The 15,180-nt window shown below is 64.2% G+C and carries 13 protein-coding genes; 6 read left to right on the top strand and 7 right to left on the bottom strand.

The window, feature by feature from the left end; all coding sequences use genetic code 11:
* Nucleotides 1-187 precede the first annotated feature (187 nt).
* Nucleotides 188-814, top strand: a complete 627-nt coding sequence (locus EYZ64_RS03210; RefSeq protein WP_286174593.1) for a sigma-70 family RNA polymerase sigma factor — start codon at nucleotides 188-190, stop codon at nucleotides 812-814.
* A 24-nt stretch (nucleotides 815-838) separates the two neighbouring features.
* Here EYZ64_RS03210 and EYZ64_RS03205 read toward each other — a convergent pair whose 3' ends face one another.
* Together EYZ64_RS03205 and EYZ64_RS31940 are read right to left on the bottom strand one after the other, a co-directional pair.
* On the bottom strand, nucleotides 839-1,453 hold the full coding sequence (locus EYZ64_RS03205) for a sigma-70 family RNA polymerase sigma factor (protein ID WP_286174592.1): 615 nt from the start codon (nucleotides 1,451-1,453) through the stop codon (nucleotides 839-841).
* A gap of 162 nt (nucleotides 1,454-1,615) precedes the next feature.
* Nucleotides 1,616-1,786, bottom strand: a complete 171-nt coding sequence (locus EYZ64_RS31940) for a hypothetical protein (RefSeq protein ID WP_167857689.1) — start codon at nucleotides 1,784-1,786, stop codon at nucleotides 1,616-1,618.
* Between the two features lie 49 nt (nucleotides 1,787-1,835).
* Between EYZ64_RS31940 and EYZ64_RS03200 the strand changes: the two genes are divergently transcribed.
* The 3 genes from EYZ64_RS03200 to EYZ64_RS03190 all read left to right on the top strand — a co-directional run bounded on the left by EYZ64_RS03200 (nucleotide 1,836) and on the right by EYZ64_RS03190 (nucleotide 4,798).
* A complete protein-coding gene (locus EYZ64_RS03200) occupies nucleotides 1,836-3,248 on the top strand; it encodes an NCS2 family permease (RefSeq protein ID WP_135451829.1) in 1,413 nt (470 codons plus the stop codon).
* Nucleotides 3,249-3,316: 68 nt separating this feature from the next.
* A complete protein-coding gene (locus EYZ64_RS03195) occupies nucleotides 3,317-4,279 on the top strand; it encodes a DUF808 domain-containing protein (protein WP_135451828.1) in 963 nt (320 codons plus the stop codon).
* A gap of 315 nt (nucleotides 4,280-4,594) precedes the next feature.
* Nucleotides 4,595-4,798, top strand: coding sequence for a cold-shock protein (locus EYZ64_RS03190; RefSeq protein ID WP_029106149.1), 204 nt, complete (start codon nucleotides 4,595-4,597; stop codon nucleotides 4,796-4,798).
* A gap of 63 nt (nucleotides 4,799-4,861) precedes the next feature.
* Here EYZ64_RS03190 and EYZ64_RS03185 read toward each other — a convergent pair whose 3' ends face one another.
* From EYZ64_RS03185 to EYZ64_RS03165, 5 genes are all read right to left on the bottom strand, one after another.
* A complete protein-coding gene (locus tag EYZ64_RS03185; protein WP_135451827.1) occupies nucleotides 4,862-5,353 on the bottom strand; it encodes a DUF5994 family protein in 492 nt (163 codons plus the stop codon).
* Between the two features lie 335 nt (nucleotides 5,354-5,688).
* On the bottom strand, nucleotides 5,689-6,315 hold the full coding sequence (locus EYZ64_RS03180) for a TetR/AcrR family transcriptional regulator (protein WP_286174590.1): 627 nt from the start codon (nucleotides 6,313-6,315) through the stop codon (nucleotides 5,689-5,691).
* 14 nt (nucleotides 6,316-6,329) lie between these two features.
* Complete coding sequence (locus tag EYZ64_RS03175; protein WP_135451825.1) at nucleotides 6,330-9,221, bottom strand: MMPL/RND family transporter; 2,892 nt, start codon at nucleotides 9,219-9,221, stop codon at nucleotides 6,330-6,332.
* Nucleotides 9,218-9,646: an MmpS family transport accessory protein gene (locus tag EYZ64_RS03170; protein ID WP_135459776.1), complete on the bottom strand. Its 429-nt coding sequence runs from the start codon at nucleotides 9,644-9,646 to the stop codon at nucleotides 9,218-9,220. Before EYZ64_RS03170 ends, EYZ64_RS03175 begins: the two co-directional genes overlap by 4 nt.
* Nucleotides 9,647-9,757: 111 nt before the next feature.
* Nucleotides 9,758-10,426: a TetR/AcrR family transcriptional regulator gene (locus EYZ64_RS03165; protein WP_135451824.1), complete on the bottom strand. Its 669-nt coding sequence runs from the start codon at nucleotides 10,424-10,426 to the stop codon at nucleotides 9,758-9,760.
* A gap of 101 nt (nucleotides 10,427-10,527) precedes the next feature.
* Here EYZ64_RS03165 and EYZ64_RS03160 point away from each other — a divergent pair, with 101 nt between their 5' ends.
* Nucleotides 10,528-11,598, top strand: coding sequence for an NAD(P)H-dependent amine dehydrogenase family protein (locus EYZ64_RS03160; RefSeq protein WP_135451823.1), 1,071 nt, complete (start codon nucleotides 10,528-10,530; stop codon nucleotides 11,596-11,598).
* Between the two features lie 295 nt (nucleotides 11,599-11,893).
* Nucleotides 11,894-15,175, top strand: coding sequence for an NAD-glutamate dehydrogenase domain-containing protein (locus EYZ64_RS03155; RefSeq protein ID WP_502703004.1), 3,282 nt, complete (start codon nucleotides 11,894-11,896; stop codon nucleotides 15,173-15,175).
* Nucleotides 15,176-15,180 lie beyond the last annotated feature (5 nt).

Genomic DNA, 15,180 nt, shown 5'->3' with positions numbered 1-15,180 from the left:
CCACAACCCGTCGCAGCAGTGACCTATTTCCTGTGAACTTGCTGAAAGAAAGCTTGGTGCACCAGCTTTGGTCATGCGGCCCAACATTTGTCGGCATCCCTGCCCGCCGGCCATTTGGTATCAGCTACCTAGATCGACTATTATTATTCATAGATATTCTATGTATTAGTTGGGAGGTTGTCTGAGGTTGGACAACGACACGGACCCACGGTCCGACAGTCAAGACGCCACTCGGTTCGTCAACACGGTACTGCCCTGCATCGAGCAGATCCGGGGTCGTGCGCGGCGACTGACCCACAACACGTTTGACGCCGAGGACCTGATACAAGAGACAATGCTCAAGGCCTACAGCGGATTTCACACCTTTCAGCCGGAGTCGAACGCCCGCGCCTGGCTCTTCCGGATCATGTACAACAACTGGGTCAACGCTTACCGCACGCGTCAACGGGGCGTGGCCGAGCAGCTCTGTGAGGATTTCACCGATTGGCAGATGTCCGCCGAGGCCCGCCACACCTCTTCAGGCCTGCGGTCAGCCGAAGTGGAAGCCCTCGAGTCCATACGCGATGACGAGGTCGCCGATGCGCTTTGCGCCATACCGGCAGTCAACCGCGTGACGGTATATCTCGCCGATGTGGAAGGCTATCCCTACCGCGAAATCGCCTCTCTGATGGGAACTCCCATCGGAACCGTGATGTCGCGGCTAGCACGTGGCCGCCGCCGATTGCGCGAGCTACTCAGTGACGTCGCCAAGGACCGGGGCATCATCCGTCTCCCAGCAAACGGCGCTGGCCCGTTGCCGCAATCGACCCGATAGCCAAGGCCAAGCTTTGTACGCGAATCAGGCTGCGGTGCAGGGCAGTCGATCGCAGTCGAACCCGCCGGCCACGCCGGCGTCAATGAGCCGGGCACGGAGATTTCGCCGCCCCCGATGCAATCGCGACATCACCGTCCCCACCGGAATCTGCAGGATCTCGGCGATCTCCTTGTACCGGAATCCTGCAACGTCGGCGTAGTAGACGACGATGCCCTGCGATTCCGGCAACGCCCGCATGGCCTCACGCACGTCGTTATCGCCCAGCGATTCCAGCGCCGCCAGTTCGGCCGAGACCACGCCCAACGGGAACCGTAGGGCCACCTCCGCGAGTTGCGCGTCCGTGAGTTCGTCGGCGAAGACCTCCTGCGGGCGCCGCTGCGCAGTCCGGTACGAGTTGATCCACGTGTTCGTCAGAATCCGGAACAGCCAGGCGCGGATGTTGGTGCCGTCCCGGTACGTGTGAAAACTGCTGTACGCCTTGACCATCGTCTCCTGAACCAGGTCTTCGGCGTCGGGCACGTTGCGCGTGTAACGACGCGCGGCCGCGAAAAGCTGGTCCACCAACGGCAGTGCATCGCGCTCGAACCGCTCCGCACGACAATCGTCAACACTCATGTGCACGCCCGTGCTCATCGGCATGGCCCCCGCTCCCGCCACTGCTCATATCGCTGGCCTCAAACACTTCGCCACTCGAAACTATTCGGCGCCGCAGCCGACCCCCAGGGGGATTACCCCCAGGTTCGGGGCGGTTTTCCACACCCCAGCGGTCGTGCCGAACTCTCATGCACGCAGCATGACACCTCAACCCAAGTTGAGGTCAAACGATTTTTCGTCGCCAATCTCTTTGCGGCTGTTGCACTTCAGCGCCCCGATATTGACTCCACGGCAGATTGTTCCGACGGCGGTGTGCTCAGCAGGTTTCCTGCCCGGCGGGATCGAACCGGCCGTCACGCACGCGTCCACGTCGTTCATCGGCGATACGCCGGGAAACCCGGCGGCTCCCGCTTTAGGCTCATCGCTTATGAATCGAGTCGATCGCTTCTTCGAGATCTCAAGCCGTGGTTCAACGGTCCTTTCCGAGATCCGCGGAGGCCTGGTCACCTTCATCGCGATGGCCTACATCATCGTGCTGAACCCGGTCGTCCTCTCCGGCTCCGCCGACGTCGCGGGCAACAAGCTGCAGTTCGCACAAGTCTCGGCCACCACCTGCCTGGCGGCGGGCGTGATGACCATCCTGTTCGGGATCATCGCGCGGCTGCCGTTCGCGTTCGCCGCGGGACTGGGCATCAACTCATTTCTCGCCACGACCGTGGTGGGCACGGTCACCTGGCCCGAAGCAATGGGCCTGGTGGTCATCGACGGCCTGATCATCGTGGCGCTGGCGGCCAGCGGGTTCCGCCGTCTGGTGTTCGACGCCGTCCCGATGCAGCTCAAACTCGCGATCACCGCGGGCATCGGCCTGTTCATCTTGTTCATCGGACTGGTCGACGCCGGATTCGTCGGCTCGACCGGCCTGCCCTCTCCCCCGGTCGGGCTCGGCACCGGTGGCGTCGGCTCCATCAACACCGTGCCCACGGTCGTGTTCGTATTCACCCTGCTGGTCACCGGCATCCTGGTGGCCCGGAAAGTTCGCGGCGGCATCCTGATCGGCCTCGTCACCGGCACCGTGGTGGCCGTGATCGTCGAGGCGATCTGGCACCTCGGCTCGGCACAGGACAAGACCGGCGGTTGGGGTCTGTCGGTACCGAGCCTGTCCGGCTCACCGTTCGCACTGCCCGACTTGTCTCTCGTCGGCGACGTCAGCCTCGGTGCCTTCAGTCGGATCGGCGCACTCGCCGCGATCATGCTCGTGTTCACGCTGGTGTTCGCCAATTTCTTCGACGCCATGGGAACCATGACGGGGCTGTCCCGGGAGGCCGGCCTGTCCGACGCCCAGGGCAACTTCCCGCGGCTGAAATCAGCCCTGATCGTCGAAGGCGCCGGTGCCGTCGTCGGCGGCTCCTCATCGGCATCGTCGAACACCGTCTTCATCGAATCCGGCGCGGGCATCGAGGAGGGCTCCCGCACCGGGTTCGCCAACCTCATCACCGGTGCGCTGTTCCTTGCGGCCATGTTCGTTGCCCCGCTGGCCTCGATCGTGCCCACCGAGGTCGCGGCCGCGGCCCTGGTGATCGTCGGCGCCATGATGGTGTCGCAGCTGCGTCACATCGATCTGTCGGAGTTCTCGGTGGCCCTGCCAGTGGTGCTCACCGTGGCCACCATGGCCTTCAGTTATTCGATCGCCAACGGCATCGGTGTCGGCTTCGTGGCCTGGGCGGTATTGCGGTCAGCCGCGGGCAAGGCCCGCGAGGTCAGCCCGCTGCTGTGGATCGTGGCGGCCGGCTTCATCCTCTACTTCGCCCGCGGCTGGATCGAGTCGCTCATCGGCATGTAGGGGCCGGTAGCCTTCACGGTCATGGGGATGACGTCGCCGATCAGTCACTTGCCCGAAGAGAGTCAGCAGTGAGCGCCGGCTTGTTCGGATTGCTCGACGACATTGCCGCGCTGGCGCGGCTGGCGGCGGCTTCGATCGACGACATCGGTGCAGCCACGGGCAAGGCGACCGCCAAGGCCGCCGGCGTGGTGATCGACGACACCGCGGTGACGCCGCAGTACGTACACGGCATCTCCGCTGACCGTGAGCTGCCGGTCATCAAGCGCATCGCGATCGGCTCGCTGCGCAACAAAATCCTGTTCATCCTGCCCGCGGCGCTGCTGCTCAGCCAGTTCGCGCCGTTTTTGCTGACGCCGATCCTGATGCTGGGCGCGACGTACCTCTGTTTCGAAGGCGCCGAGAAGGTCTGGGGACGGTTCATCGGCCACGGCGGACACGACGCCGACGGCCAGCCCGCCACGGCGGTCGGTGGCGACGCCGAGAAGTACATGATCACCGGCGCGATCCGCACCGACTTCATCCTGTCCGCCGAGATCATGGTGATCGCACTCAACGAGGTCGCCGATCAGACCTTCTGGCCTCGACTGATCATTCTGGTGATCGTCGCGCTGGTGATCACCGCCGCGGTCTATGGCGTGGTGGCCGGCATCGTCAAGATGGACGACATCGGCCTGCTCCTGGCTCAACGCTCGTCGCGGATAGCGCAGAAGATCGGGCGCGGCCTGGTCGCCGGGATGCCCAAGCTGCTGTCGGCCCTGTCGACGATCGGCACAGTCGCGATGCTCTGGGTCGGTGGACACATCCTCCTGGCCGGCACCGACACCCTGGGCTGGCACACGATCTACGGCCTGGTCCACCATGCCGAGGAAGCGGTGCGGCATGCGACCGGCAGTACCTTCGGCGGTCTGCTGGCCTGGCTGACCAACACCGCCGCGTCGGCCGTGATCGGCCTGGTGGTCGGCACCGTGGTCGTGGGGATCATGCACGTGCTGCCGTTCGGCAAGAAGGACAAGCACGACGCTTCTGCGTGATGCTCTACGCGTCGATTTCTACCGCAGGACGGCTATCCAAGTGAGTCCGGCAGCCGTGGCGTATAGAAGGACGCCGCGCAGGTGCGAAAGTCAGCGCATCGCATAACCGCAGAACGTGAAAATGACTGCCGCAGAGCCGATTTGGCAGTTCCACTGGGTTGCCGGGCGGCGGCTGCGGTTCGTCGGCCATCCGGTGACCGCTTCGCGGAGAAGATTCACCGGACAAATATTTTTTGGGTCAATGCGTTTCGACGTGCCATACTGGACACGGACGTGCAACGTACGTCCAGTTTGAACAATGAGAGAAGCAAAAATATGGCACAGGGAACTGTGAAATGGTTCAACGGCGAAAAGGGCTTCGGCTTCATCGCTCCTGACGGCGGCGCACCCGATGTCTTCGTCCACTACTCCGAGATCACCGGCGGTGGTTTCCGGTCGCTCGAAGAGAACCAGCGCGTTGAGTTCGAGATCACTCAGGGAGCCAAGGGCCCCCAGGCAGTGGGAGTTACTGCGGTCTAAACCGCTCTAAGACCTGACTATGGGCTGGTACGGATTAATTTCCGTACCAGCTCATTTTGCATTTCACACCGGTGCGTCCTGGATCCGCCCCAACCAACTGGCAGATTCGGTCTGGGCCGCGCGCAGTACGCAATCCGCGGTCTCGAACAACGGCGTGCGCCTCACCGTTTCCTCCACAGACATCGCCGCTGCACAGCGCATCACCAGCGCTCCGAGCGCAGCCGACGTCTTGCACGGGACGACAAGGAGTTTCACGCATTCGCTCCGGCCTGTCACCAACATCAACCGGGGACGACTCAGCGTCATCCCTTGCGCCCACCGATTGCCGGTGACGATCGTGTTGAGGTCCAACTGCCCCTCAGCGGCTGACCAGTTGATGCGGATGTCGACGACTTCCCCGATCGATCGATGAAGGGCGCCAACAAGTTCGGGCAATTCAGCGGCGACGGAGGCGGTGTGCGGCCACCACGCTCCGTCAATGTCGGCGCCCAATTGCCTGGCGAGCGCAAGCCGGACGGGACTGGCCAGTCGCCGTGTCCCGTTCAGGCCGTTCACGATGACTGCGCATCTGCACGGGGCGTGGGCCGATCCGAGGGCTGGTCCGAGAAAACCAACTCGGGCGGCGGTTCAACCGCGCCCTCGACATCCGGCATCGGTTGTTGCTGCTCCGGGTGCGAAAACAGTGCGGACGATTCCATAAGAGTGTCCTTGAAAGGTGCGGGACGACCGCACTGGTATTGGATAGCAAGCGATGGTTAATCACCGGCTGACGGTTCAACATCGAAGTCGTGACTGTCATTCGCCACGGCTGACCAACTGATGTATCCGGCCTAATCACAACCTACACCCGACGAGTGATGTCCTCGCTGCCCAGTGCCCGGATGCCACCGCTACCGGTCGCGTACGGCGGGCAGGATCAGGGTGTCGATGACGTCCCGGATGAACTTCGCGTCGATGCTCTGACCGCTGATCACCCGCATCAGGCACATGCCGGTCATCACGTCGGCAACCAGAGACCAGTCCCGGTCGGGTGCCACCTCACCACGGGCAGCAGCCTGTTGCAGGATGGCCGTCACCACGCGCCGGCCTTTGAGCAGCATCAGATCGTCGAGGGCCGAGGCGAGGTGCGGATCATGGCTGGCCTCAACCGCGGCCCGCAGTACCAGATCGTAGGAGAAGTGCTCCTCGTCGTTGCGCACCGCACGGCGCACGATCTCGTCGAAATCACCTTCCAGACTGCCGGTGTCGGGCGCATCGTTGCTCATCAGGTCAGGCCGCCAATAGACGAGCGCATCTGTGATCAATGCGGCCTTCGATGACCAGCGACGGTAGATCGCCGCCTTGCCGACACCGGCTCGCGCGGCGATGTCGTTCATGTTGGTGTTGACGTAGCCGTTCTCGGCCAAGGCGGCCAATGCGGCATTGAGAATCGCGGGATCACGCGATCGGTCGAGCCGACCATCGGTGCGCCGGCGCAGTTTCGACTCCGCATCGCGCGCGCTGTCCGTGTCACTCACGACACTCACTTCCCTCACACTGTGGTTACCGGGATCGCAGCGGTCTTGTCGTCGTCGGGGTCGCCCGCCGGTGTCGGTTCGGCGGCGCTGCGGCCCTGCCTGGTGATCTCAAAGGTGTTGAGCGGCCACCAGAACCAACGCCCCAGCGCCGCGGCGATCGAGGGGGTCATGAACGAGCGCACGATCAGCGTATCGACGACCAGGCCGATACCGATCGTCGTACCCAGCTGGCCGATCACTCGCAGATCGCTGACGATCATCGACGCCATGGTGAAGGCGAACACCAGCCCCGCCGCGGTGACGACCCGTCCGGTGGCCCCCACCGCACGGATGATGCCCGTGTTGAGCCCGGCATGTATCTCCTCCCGGAGACGGGAGACCACAAGCAGGTTGTAGTCCGAACCCACCGCCAGCAGGATCACCATAGACAACGGGATCACGATCCACTGCACGCCCAGCCCGAGGATGTCCTGCCACAGCAGCACAGACAAGCCGCATGCGGTGCCCAGAGACGCGGCCACGGTGCCGACGATCACCAAGGCGGCCACCACACTTCGGGTGATGATCAGCATGATGGCGAAGATCAGGATCATCGACGCGATGATCGCGATCATCAGGTCGGTTTTGACGCCGTCCTGCATATCGGCGTACATCGACGCGGTGCCGGCCAGCGACACCTTCGCATTGGCCAGCGGAGTGCCCTTGACCGCGTCGGCGACAACGTCTTTAAGGTCGCGGACGTGGGCGATGCCCTCGACCGAAGCCGGGTCACCCTGATGGGTGATGATGTAGCGGACCGCTTTGCCGTCCGGCGATACGAACATCTTCAACCCCCGCTCGAAGTCGGGGTTCTGGAACACATCCGGTGGCAGGTAGAAGAAGTCGTCGTTCTTGGCCTGATCGAAGTACAGGCCGATCTCCGTGGCACCCTTGGCCAGTTCTTGTTGCTGAGCCTGGGTACCAGCCATCACGCTGTGGGTCGCGATCATGAAGTCGCGCATCCGCGACATCGAGTCGATGGTGGTCCTCAGCACCGGCAACATCTGCGGCATCAGCTGATCCATGCGGTCCATATCGGCGGTCAGACCCTGCATTTCGTCAGTGAGCTTGTCGATGCCGTCCAAGGTGTCGAAGATCGACCTCATCGACTGGCAGATCGGGATGTCGAAGCAGTGCGGCTCCCAGTACAGGTAATTACGGAGTGGCCGGAAGAAATCGTCAAAATTGGCGAGGTTGTCGCGCATCTCTTGGGTCGCTGCCAACATGTCGTGGGTCTTGCCGACCATGCTGTGCGTGGTCGCCACAAGCTCGGATGTGATCGCGTACATGCGTTCCATGCTGGCGACGGTCCGGCCCATCTCGTCGGCCTGCTCGAGCATCTGCGCCGAGTTGTCGTTGTTGAACTTCGCGCCCTGCAGAGTTCCGGCGTTCTGAGCACCGAGCAGGAACGGGATGGAGCTGTGCTCGATGGGTGAGCCCAGCGGACGGGTGATGGTCTGCACCCGCTCGATACCGCGCATGTGGACAACGCCCTTGGCGACCCGGTCGATCACCAGCATGTCGGCCGGGTTGCGCAGGTCATGGTCGGCCTCGAGCATCAGCAGTTCGGGGTTCATCCGGGCCTGCGAGAAGTGCCGATCGGCCACCCCCATAGCGAGGTTGGCCGGCATGTCGGCCGGGGTGAACTTCTGGTCGTTGTACTGCGGCACGTAGGTCAGCAGGCTGACGAAGCCGATGATGGCGATCAGGCTGGTGACAAAGATGATCGGGATGGGCCAACGCACCACGGACGTACCGACTTTGCGCCAACCCTTGGTGGACAGCTCCCGCTTGGGATCGAGCAGACCGAACTTCGAAGCGATGGTCAAGACTGCCGGGGCCAGCGTCAGGGCGGCCGCGATGATCACCAGGATCGCGATGGCGCAAGGCAGACCCATCGTCTGGAAGTACGGCAGCGTGGTCATGGTGAGGCACATGCACGCACCCGCGATGGTCAACCCCGAACCCAGGATGACGTGCGAGACACCGTGATACGCGACGTAGAACGCGTCTTCTTTCCCGAGGCCTTTCGATCGCTCCTCGTGATATCGACCGAGGAGGAAGATCACGTAATCCGTTCCCGCAGCCAGGGACAACATGGTCACCATACTCACCGCATACGGGGTCAGGCCGATGATGTTCACATATCCCGCAGCCGCGGTAACGCCCTGTGCGGCAAAGAGTTCCAGGCCGATGATGACCATCGAGACGAGCATCGTCACGATGGATCGATAGATGAACAGCAGCATCACGATGATGACGGCGACCGACACCAACTCCATGGTCGCCATACTTTGATGCCCGGCGACCTGGGTGTCGGCGTTGAGCACGGTGTTGCCCGCGACGTGGGCTTTGATGCCCGGCGGTGCGGGTACCGAGGCGACGATGTCGCGCACCGCGGCCACCGACTCGTGGCTGGCGCTGGTGCCCTGGGAACCGTTCAGGAAGATCTGCACATAGGCCGACTTGCCGTCGACGCTCTGTGAGCCCGCCGCCGTCAGCGGGTCGCTCCAGAAATCCTGGACGTTCTGCACATGCTCGCGATCAGCCTCGAGCTTGGCGACGATCTCGTCATAGAACTTGTGGGCTTCATCGCCGAGTTTGTCGTCGCCCTCCAACACGACCATCGCCGAAGAGTCGGAGTCGTATTGCTGAAACACCTTGCCGATGTTCAGCATCCCTTGATAGGACGCTGAATTCGTCGGGCTGAGCGGCACCTGCCGGGCTTCCGCGACTTTGTCGAGCGACGGGACGAGTGTGCCCAGTGCGACCACCACAAGCACCCAGAACACGACGATGGGCAGCGAGAAGATCCGGACCATGTGGCCGATGAACGGCCGATGGGGCTTCGAGTGCGAGTTGCTCATACGGATTTCACCAAGCAGTAGATGAACGGTTTGACGGTGTCGTTGCTCGCCCGGTCGTCGCGGACCTCGCCGTCGACCGTCACCCGGCACCGAAGATCGCTGACGTCACGGTCTCCCTGGGCCATGATGTTGGCCGACATCGACGGCAGCGTCGTCACAATCGTGAACGACCACGGCAACGGGGTGTTTTCGATGAGGTGGGGTTGGCCGTTCTCATCGAGGTAGTTGAGATTCGCGGTTCCGCCGGAACCGGTGACCTCGTAGGTGATGTGCTTCGGATTGAAGTTCGCGGTGATACCGGAGCCGTCTGCCGCCCTCGGATCGTGATGGTTGGACTCACGAATTCGAAGGATCGCGTACGCGCCCAGAGCGACGACGACCACCAGCACCAGCGGTATCCACGCTTTCTTGAGCAATCGGTACACCGTTGCGCCTCCCCGACGTGTCATCTGCCAGTTCACCTAGACGGAACTCAAGTTCCGCCTAAGAAGATGCTGAGTACTGTACTCGAGCCAAGCCCCGTGGACGACCGGTGCCTATCTGGCCAGGAACTGCTCGAGCCCGGCGATCACGATGTCGAGGTTGAAGTCGAAGTCCCCGGCGGCAGTCGCGTCGACGCCACGATCGGCCACCACACCACTGAGCAGCGGGAAGTCACTGGACGGCAGATCTTTCAGGGCGCGAACCACCTCGGGCGTCTGGTGGTGCAGCCGCGACTCCGCCGAGCCCAGCACGTCGTGCGCGGCTGACATCGCGAGCCCGGACACCAGAGTGAGCACGCGCCCGGCGTCGTCGGTACCGAATCCACCGTCGGCCAGGGCCCGCAGCACCTGCTCGGCCAGCGCGAGACTGGCCGCCCCACTCGGCCCCCGCAGCCGGAAACTCGTCGCCGTCACACCGAGTTTGAGCACGCCCTGGCGGATGGCATTGCCGTAGGCCCGCAGGACCTCCTGCCAGCTCGCGCCCTCGGGCAACCTGATCGAGCGCAACTCGGTCTCGAACAGATCGGCCACCACCAACTCGAGCAGGCCGTCACGGTCACCGACGTAGTAGTGCAGCGTGGTGCGGTCCACCCCGAGCGCATCGGCCACCGCCTGCATCGTCAACGCGCCCGGCGTAATGGCGCGCGCCGCGGCCACGATCTGCTGCTGATCGATACGGGGTGGACGGCCCCGCCCCCGGCGCGGCGCGTTTCCGGTGGTCACACCCCGAATTCTAGTTGTTTCGCCGCCCGTGTTCGGACCACTCTTCCTTTTTTCTCACGGTAGTGGAAAACTGCCCGAAACCGAGGAAGGAAGCCGCTGCGATGTCACAAACTTCTCCATACCGGGTTGTCCAGTGGACGACGGGAAACGTCGGCAAGAGTTCGGTGGCGGCCATCGCCCGCAACCCGACCCTGGAACTGGTCGGCTGCTACGCATGGTCGGCGGACAAGGCCGGCAAGGACGTCGGAGAGCTCGTCGGCATCGAGCCCCTCGGGGTGGCCGCCACGAATGACGTGCAGGCGCTACTCGCCCTGAAACCGGATGTCGTGGTCTACAACCCGATGTGGATCGACGTCGACGAACTCGTCGAAATCCTTTCCGCCGGGGTCAATGTCGTTGCGACCGCCTCATTCATCACCGGACACAATCAGGGCCAGGGCCGGGACCGGATCGTCGAGGCCTGCCGCAAGGGCGGCGCGACCATGTTCGGATCGGGCATCAGCCCGGGCTACGTCAACCAGCTGGCGATCGTGGCTGCCGGCATCTGCGACCGCGTGGACAAGATCACCGTCCACGAGGCCGCCGACACCACGTTCTACGATTCGCCGGAAACCGAGAAGCCGGTCGGGTTCGGCCTGCCCATCGATCATCCCGATCTACAGGCCTTGACCGCTCACGGCACCGGAGTCTTCGGCGAGGCGGTCCGGATGATCGGTGATGCACTCGGTATCGAATTCGACGAGGTCCGCTGCGATGCCGAATATGCCCAGACCACAGAGGATCTCGACCTCGGCTCGTGGACGATTCCGGCAGGGGGTGTGGCGGGCGTCTTCGTCAGCTGGAAGGGGATCGTCGGCGACACCACGCGCGTCGAGCTGACCCTGCGGTGGCGCAAAGGACAGACGCTGCAACCGGATTGGCAGATCGATCAGGACGGCTGGGTGATCGAGGTGGCCGGTCGCCCGACTGTGACGATGAAGGTCGGCTTCCTACCGCCGCCGGACTTCGAGGCGACCACGCTGGAGGAGTTCATGGTGCTGGGGCACATCATGACCGCCACTCCCCCGATCAACGCGATTCCCGCCGTGGTCAACGCCGCACCCGGCATCGTCACCTACAACGATCTCCCGTTGATCCTTCCGCGCGGAGTGGTGCCGGCGAGTCAGGGCTGACGCGCCCGGGCCGATGCCCGGCAGCCGACCTCTACGAGGTAGCCGTCGGGCATCCGGCAGATTACCGCTGGCCAGCCCGAGTCGTTTTGTAATACTAAACCAGAAGCCGGCATTGAACCCGGCCTACACAATGTAAGCACGCCCCCGATATCGCTGACACTTTGCAGCCTCCTCTGCACTCCGAGACACCACAGGATTGGCCCATCCGTCGAGAACGCAACCGACGGCATCGATCAACGACGATTGAGGAGAGCCAACCGTGGACTCGTTGCGCGCCAATCACATTGCGCCCGACATGCAAGATCAGCAGGCCGGGGTTGTGGTACCCGACCGGCTACTGGAGGTCACGGCGCTCAACGATCTGATGGGCGATGCGGTCACGGTGAACCTCGACTGGGCCGGCACCGATGACGGGCGGCTGAACTTCGCTCTCGCCGCCCTCGAGCCGGTTCCGCTGCGGCGGATGCTGCCCGCGCTGCAGAGCATGGACCTGGAGGTTCTCGAGGAACAGGCCGGCACCTGGACCCGCGCGGACGGCCGGGTGTGCCACGTGTATCAGCTGGTGTTGCACCCCGGTCCGGATGCGGTCGACGCGCTGGCCAAGCCACAGGACGGCATCACCGAGCGCATCCGCGAGACCTTCCAGGCGATGTGGGCCGGCCGGGTCGAATCGGACGGATTCAACGCGCTGATCCTGCGAGCCTCATTGAACTGGCGTCAGGTCAGTGTCCTGCGCAGCTACAGCCGCTACCTGAGGCAGCTGCCGTTGCCATACGGTCAGGCCCGCATCCAGCGGGTGCTCCTGGACAACCCGGACGCTGCCCGCGCCCTGCTGGCGCTGTTCGAGGCGCGGTTCGGCCAGACCGAGCAACCAGCCGACAGCCCCCACCGCGCCGCCCGTATCACCGAGGCCGAGCAGCGCGTGGCCGCCGAGATCGACCAGGTGCTGCACATCGATGCCGACCGGATCCTGCGCGCGTACCACAATCTGATGGGCGCCACCGTGCGCACCAACGCGTTCGCGCCCGACGCCCTCACGGTCTGGGCACCCTATCTGGTCCACAAGCTCGACGCCCAGTCCATCGACGAGCTGCCACAGCCGCGTCCCCTATCCGAGATCTTCGTCTACTCACCGGAATTCGAAGGTCTGCATCTTCGCTTCGGGCTGGTCGCCCGCGGCGGCCTGCGCTGGTCGGACCGCCACGACGACTACCGCACCGAGGTCCTGGGACTGGTAAAGGCACAGGCGGTCAAGAACGCGATGATCGTGCCGGCCGGCGCCAAGGGCGTGTTCGTCGTCAAGGCCCGGCCCGTCGCGGGTGAATCAGCCCGTGTGCAGGGCCTGCGGAGCTACCGACAGTTCATCGCCGCATTGCTCGACGTAGTCGACAAGAACGCCGACTCCGGCTCGGGCAGCGATCAGCGGCCCCGTTTCGGCGGCGTGGTGTGCCACGACGGACCCGACCCGTACCTGGTGGTGGCCGCGGACAAGGGCACCGCCTCGTTCTCGGATTCCGCCAACGCGGTGGCACTCGACCGCGGTTACTGGATGGGCGACGCCTTCGCCTCCGGCGGCTCAGCCGGCTACGACCACAAGGCCATGGGGATCACCGCCCGTGGCGCCTGGGTCAGTGGCGACACCCACCTCGCCGAACTCGGCATCGACTCCGAGGCCGACGAGTTCACCGCCGTCGGCGTCGGCGACATGAGCGGTGACGTCTTCGGCAACGGCATGCTGTTGCGCCCGGGTCTGCGACTGGTGGCCGCATTCGACCACCGGCACATCTTCGTCGATCCGCAGCCTGACACCGCGCGAGCCCGCAAGGAACGGCAACGACTGTTCGAACTGCCCCAATCATCGTGGGACGACTACGATCGCGCCGCGATCAGCCCGGGCGGCGGGGTGTGGCCGCGGACCGCCAAGACCATCGCCACCACACCGGAAATGCGTGCGGCACTCGGCATCGCCGACGATGAGACCCGCCTGTCTCCCACCCAATTGATCAGCCATATCCTGCGCGCGCCGGTGGACCTGTGGTTCAACGGCGGAATCGGCACCTACATCAAGGCCGGCGACGAACAGCACTCCGACATCGCCGACAAGGTGAATGATCCGGTGCGGGTGGACGCCGGGGACGTCCGGGCCCGGGTGATCGTCGAGGGCGGAAACCTCGGGCTCTCCCAGCGCGCCCGCATCGAGTACGCCCGTCGCGGCGGCTTGGTCAACACCGATGCCATCGACAACGCGGCCGGAGTGGACTGCTCCGACCACGAGGTCAACATCAAGATCCTGCTGGACGCCGCCGCGCGGTCCGGCCTGATCAACGGCAGCGCCCGCAACCGACTGCTGGTCGATATGACCGACGAAGTGGCACAGCTCGTCCTGGCCAACAACCAGGCGCACAATCGTCTGCTCAGCGACGCCCGCTCGAACGCGGCCCAGATGGTCGACGTGCACGCCAGGATAACGGCAGATCTCGAGACGCGGCGCGGGTTGCACCGTTCCCGCGAGAACATGCCCAGCCCAGCGCAATTCGCTGACCTGGCCAAGGATGGTCGGGGCCTCACCGCTCCGCAACTGGCCACCTTGATGGCGCACGTCAAGCTCGACCTCAAGGCCGAACTGCTCAGTGGCGAGATGTTCGACGACCCATATTTCGTCGCGCTACTGAACCGGTACTTCCCGCCGACGTTGCGGCGCCAACTCGGTGAGCCACTGCCCGAGCATCCGCTGCGCCGGGAGATCATCACCACCTCGATCGTCAACCGCGTACTGGCCACCTCGGGGCTGACCTTCGCGTTCCGGCTCTCCGAGGAAACCGGCGCTGCCCCAGCCGATATCGTGCGGGCTCACGCCGTGGCGTCCGAGGTTTTCGACCTCGACACACTCTGGTCGGATATCTATGCCGCCGATCTCTCGCCCGCACTGACGAATGCCATGATCATCGAAGGCCGTCGCCTCCTCGACCGGGCCGCCCGATGGATTGTGCTCAACCGGCCGCAACCGCTCGACGTCGACGCCGAGATCACCCGATTCAGCAACCAGGTCGCGATGCTGCGCGGGCAACTCGGATCGATGCTGCGGGGCCAGGAGCGCGATGCCGTCTTGGCGGCGCACGACGACCTGGTGGCCCGCGACGTCCCGGCCGACATCGCCCGTCGGATCAGCGAATCCCTCTATGCGTTCAGCCTTCTGGACATCATCGAGGTCGCCCATGTCCACGGTGAGGACTCGGCTCAACTGGCCAGGATCTACTTCGAACTGTCGGACCGGCTGGGCGTGGACCGGCTGTTGCTGGCGGTGTCGTCGCTTCCCCGAGGTGGCCGCTGGCATGCACAGGCGCGGCTTGCCCTTCGGGAGGACCTGTACCGCTCATTGCGTGATCTCACCATCGACGTCACCAAGCACGGGGTCGAGGGGGACCAGGTCGCGAGCAGCATCCGCGACTTCGAGGCCTACAACCGGCCGCGGCTGGACCGGGCCAAGCGCACGCTGGACGAGTTCCTCGATTCCGACGCGCCCGATCTGGCGGTGTTGTCGGTGGCCTCGGCCCAGTTGCGCCGGCTCCATCGATGAACTGG

This window comes from Mycobacterium sp. DL99 (genome assembly GCF_004762045.1).
GTDB lineage: Bacteria > Actinomycetota > Actinomycetes > Mycobacteriales > Mycobacteriaceae > Mycobacterium.
Note: the sequence above shows the minus strand (reverse complement) of the source record. Positions and strands in the feature narration are given on the sequence as shown.

Excerpts from the sequence above, each read along its gene's own strand:
- EYZ64_RS03205 (WP_286174592.1), bottom strand. The coding sequence starts at position 1,453 with ATGCCGATGAGCACGGGCGTGCACATGAGTGTTGACGATTGTCGTGCG.
- EYZ64_RS31940 (WP_167857689.1), bottom strand. The coding sequence starts at position 1,786 with ATGAACGACGTGGACGCGTGCGTGACGGCCGGTTCGATCCCGCCGGGC.
- EYZ64_RS03200 (WP_135451829.1), top strand. The coding sequence starts at position 1,836 with ATGAATCGAGTCGATCGCTTCTTCGAGATCTCAAGCCGTGGTTCAACG.
- EYZ64_RS03190 (WP_029106149.1), top strand. The coding sequence starts at position 4,595 with ATGGCACAGGGAACTGTGAAATGGTTCAACGGCGAAAAGGGCTTCGGC.
- EYZ64_RS03175 (WP_135451825.1), bottom strand. The coding sequence starts at position 9,221 with ATGAGCAACTCGCACTCGAAGCCCCATCGGCCGTTCATCGGCCACATG.
- EYZ64_RS03160 (WP_135451823.1), top strand. The coding sequence starts at position 10,528 with ATGTCACAAACTTCTCCATACCGGGTTGTCCAGTGGACGACGGGAAAC.
- EYZ64_RS03155 (WP_502703004.1), top strand. The coding sequence starts at position 11,894 with ATGCAAGATCAGCAGGCCGGGGTTGTGGTACCCGACCGGCTACTGGAG.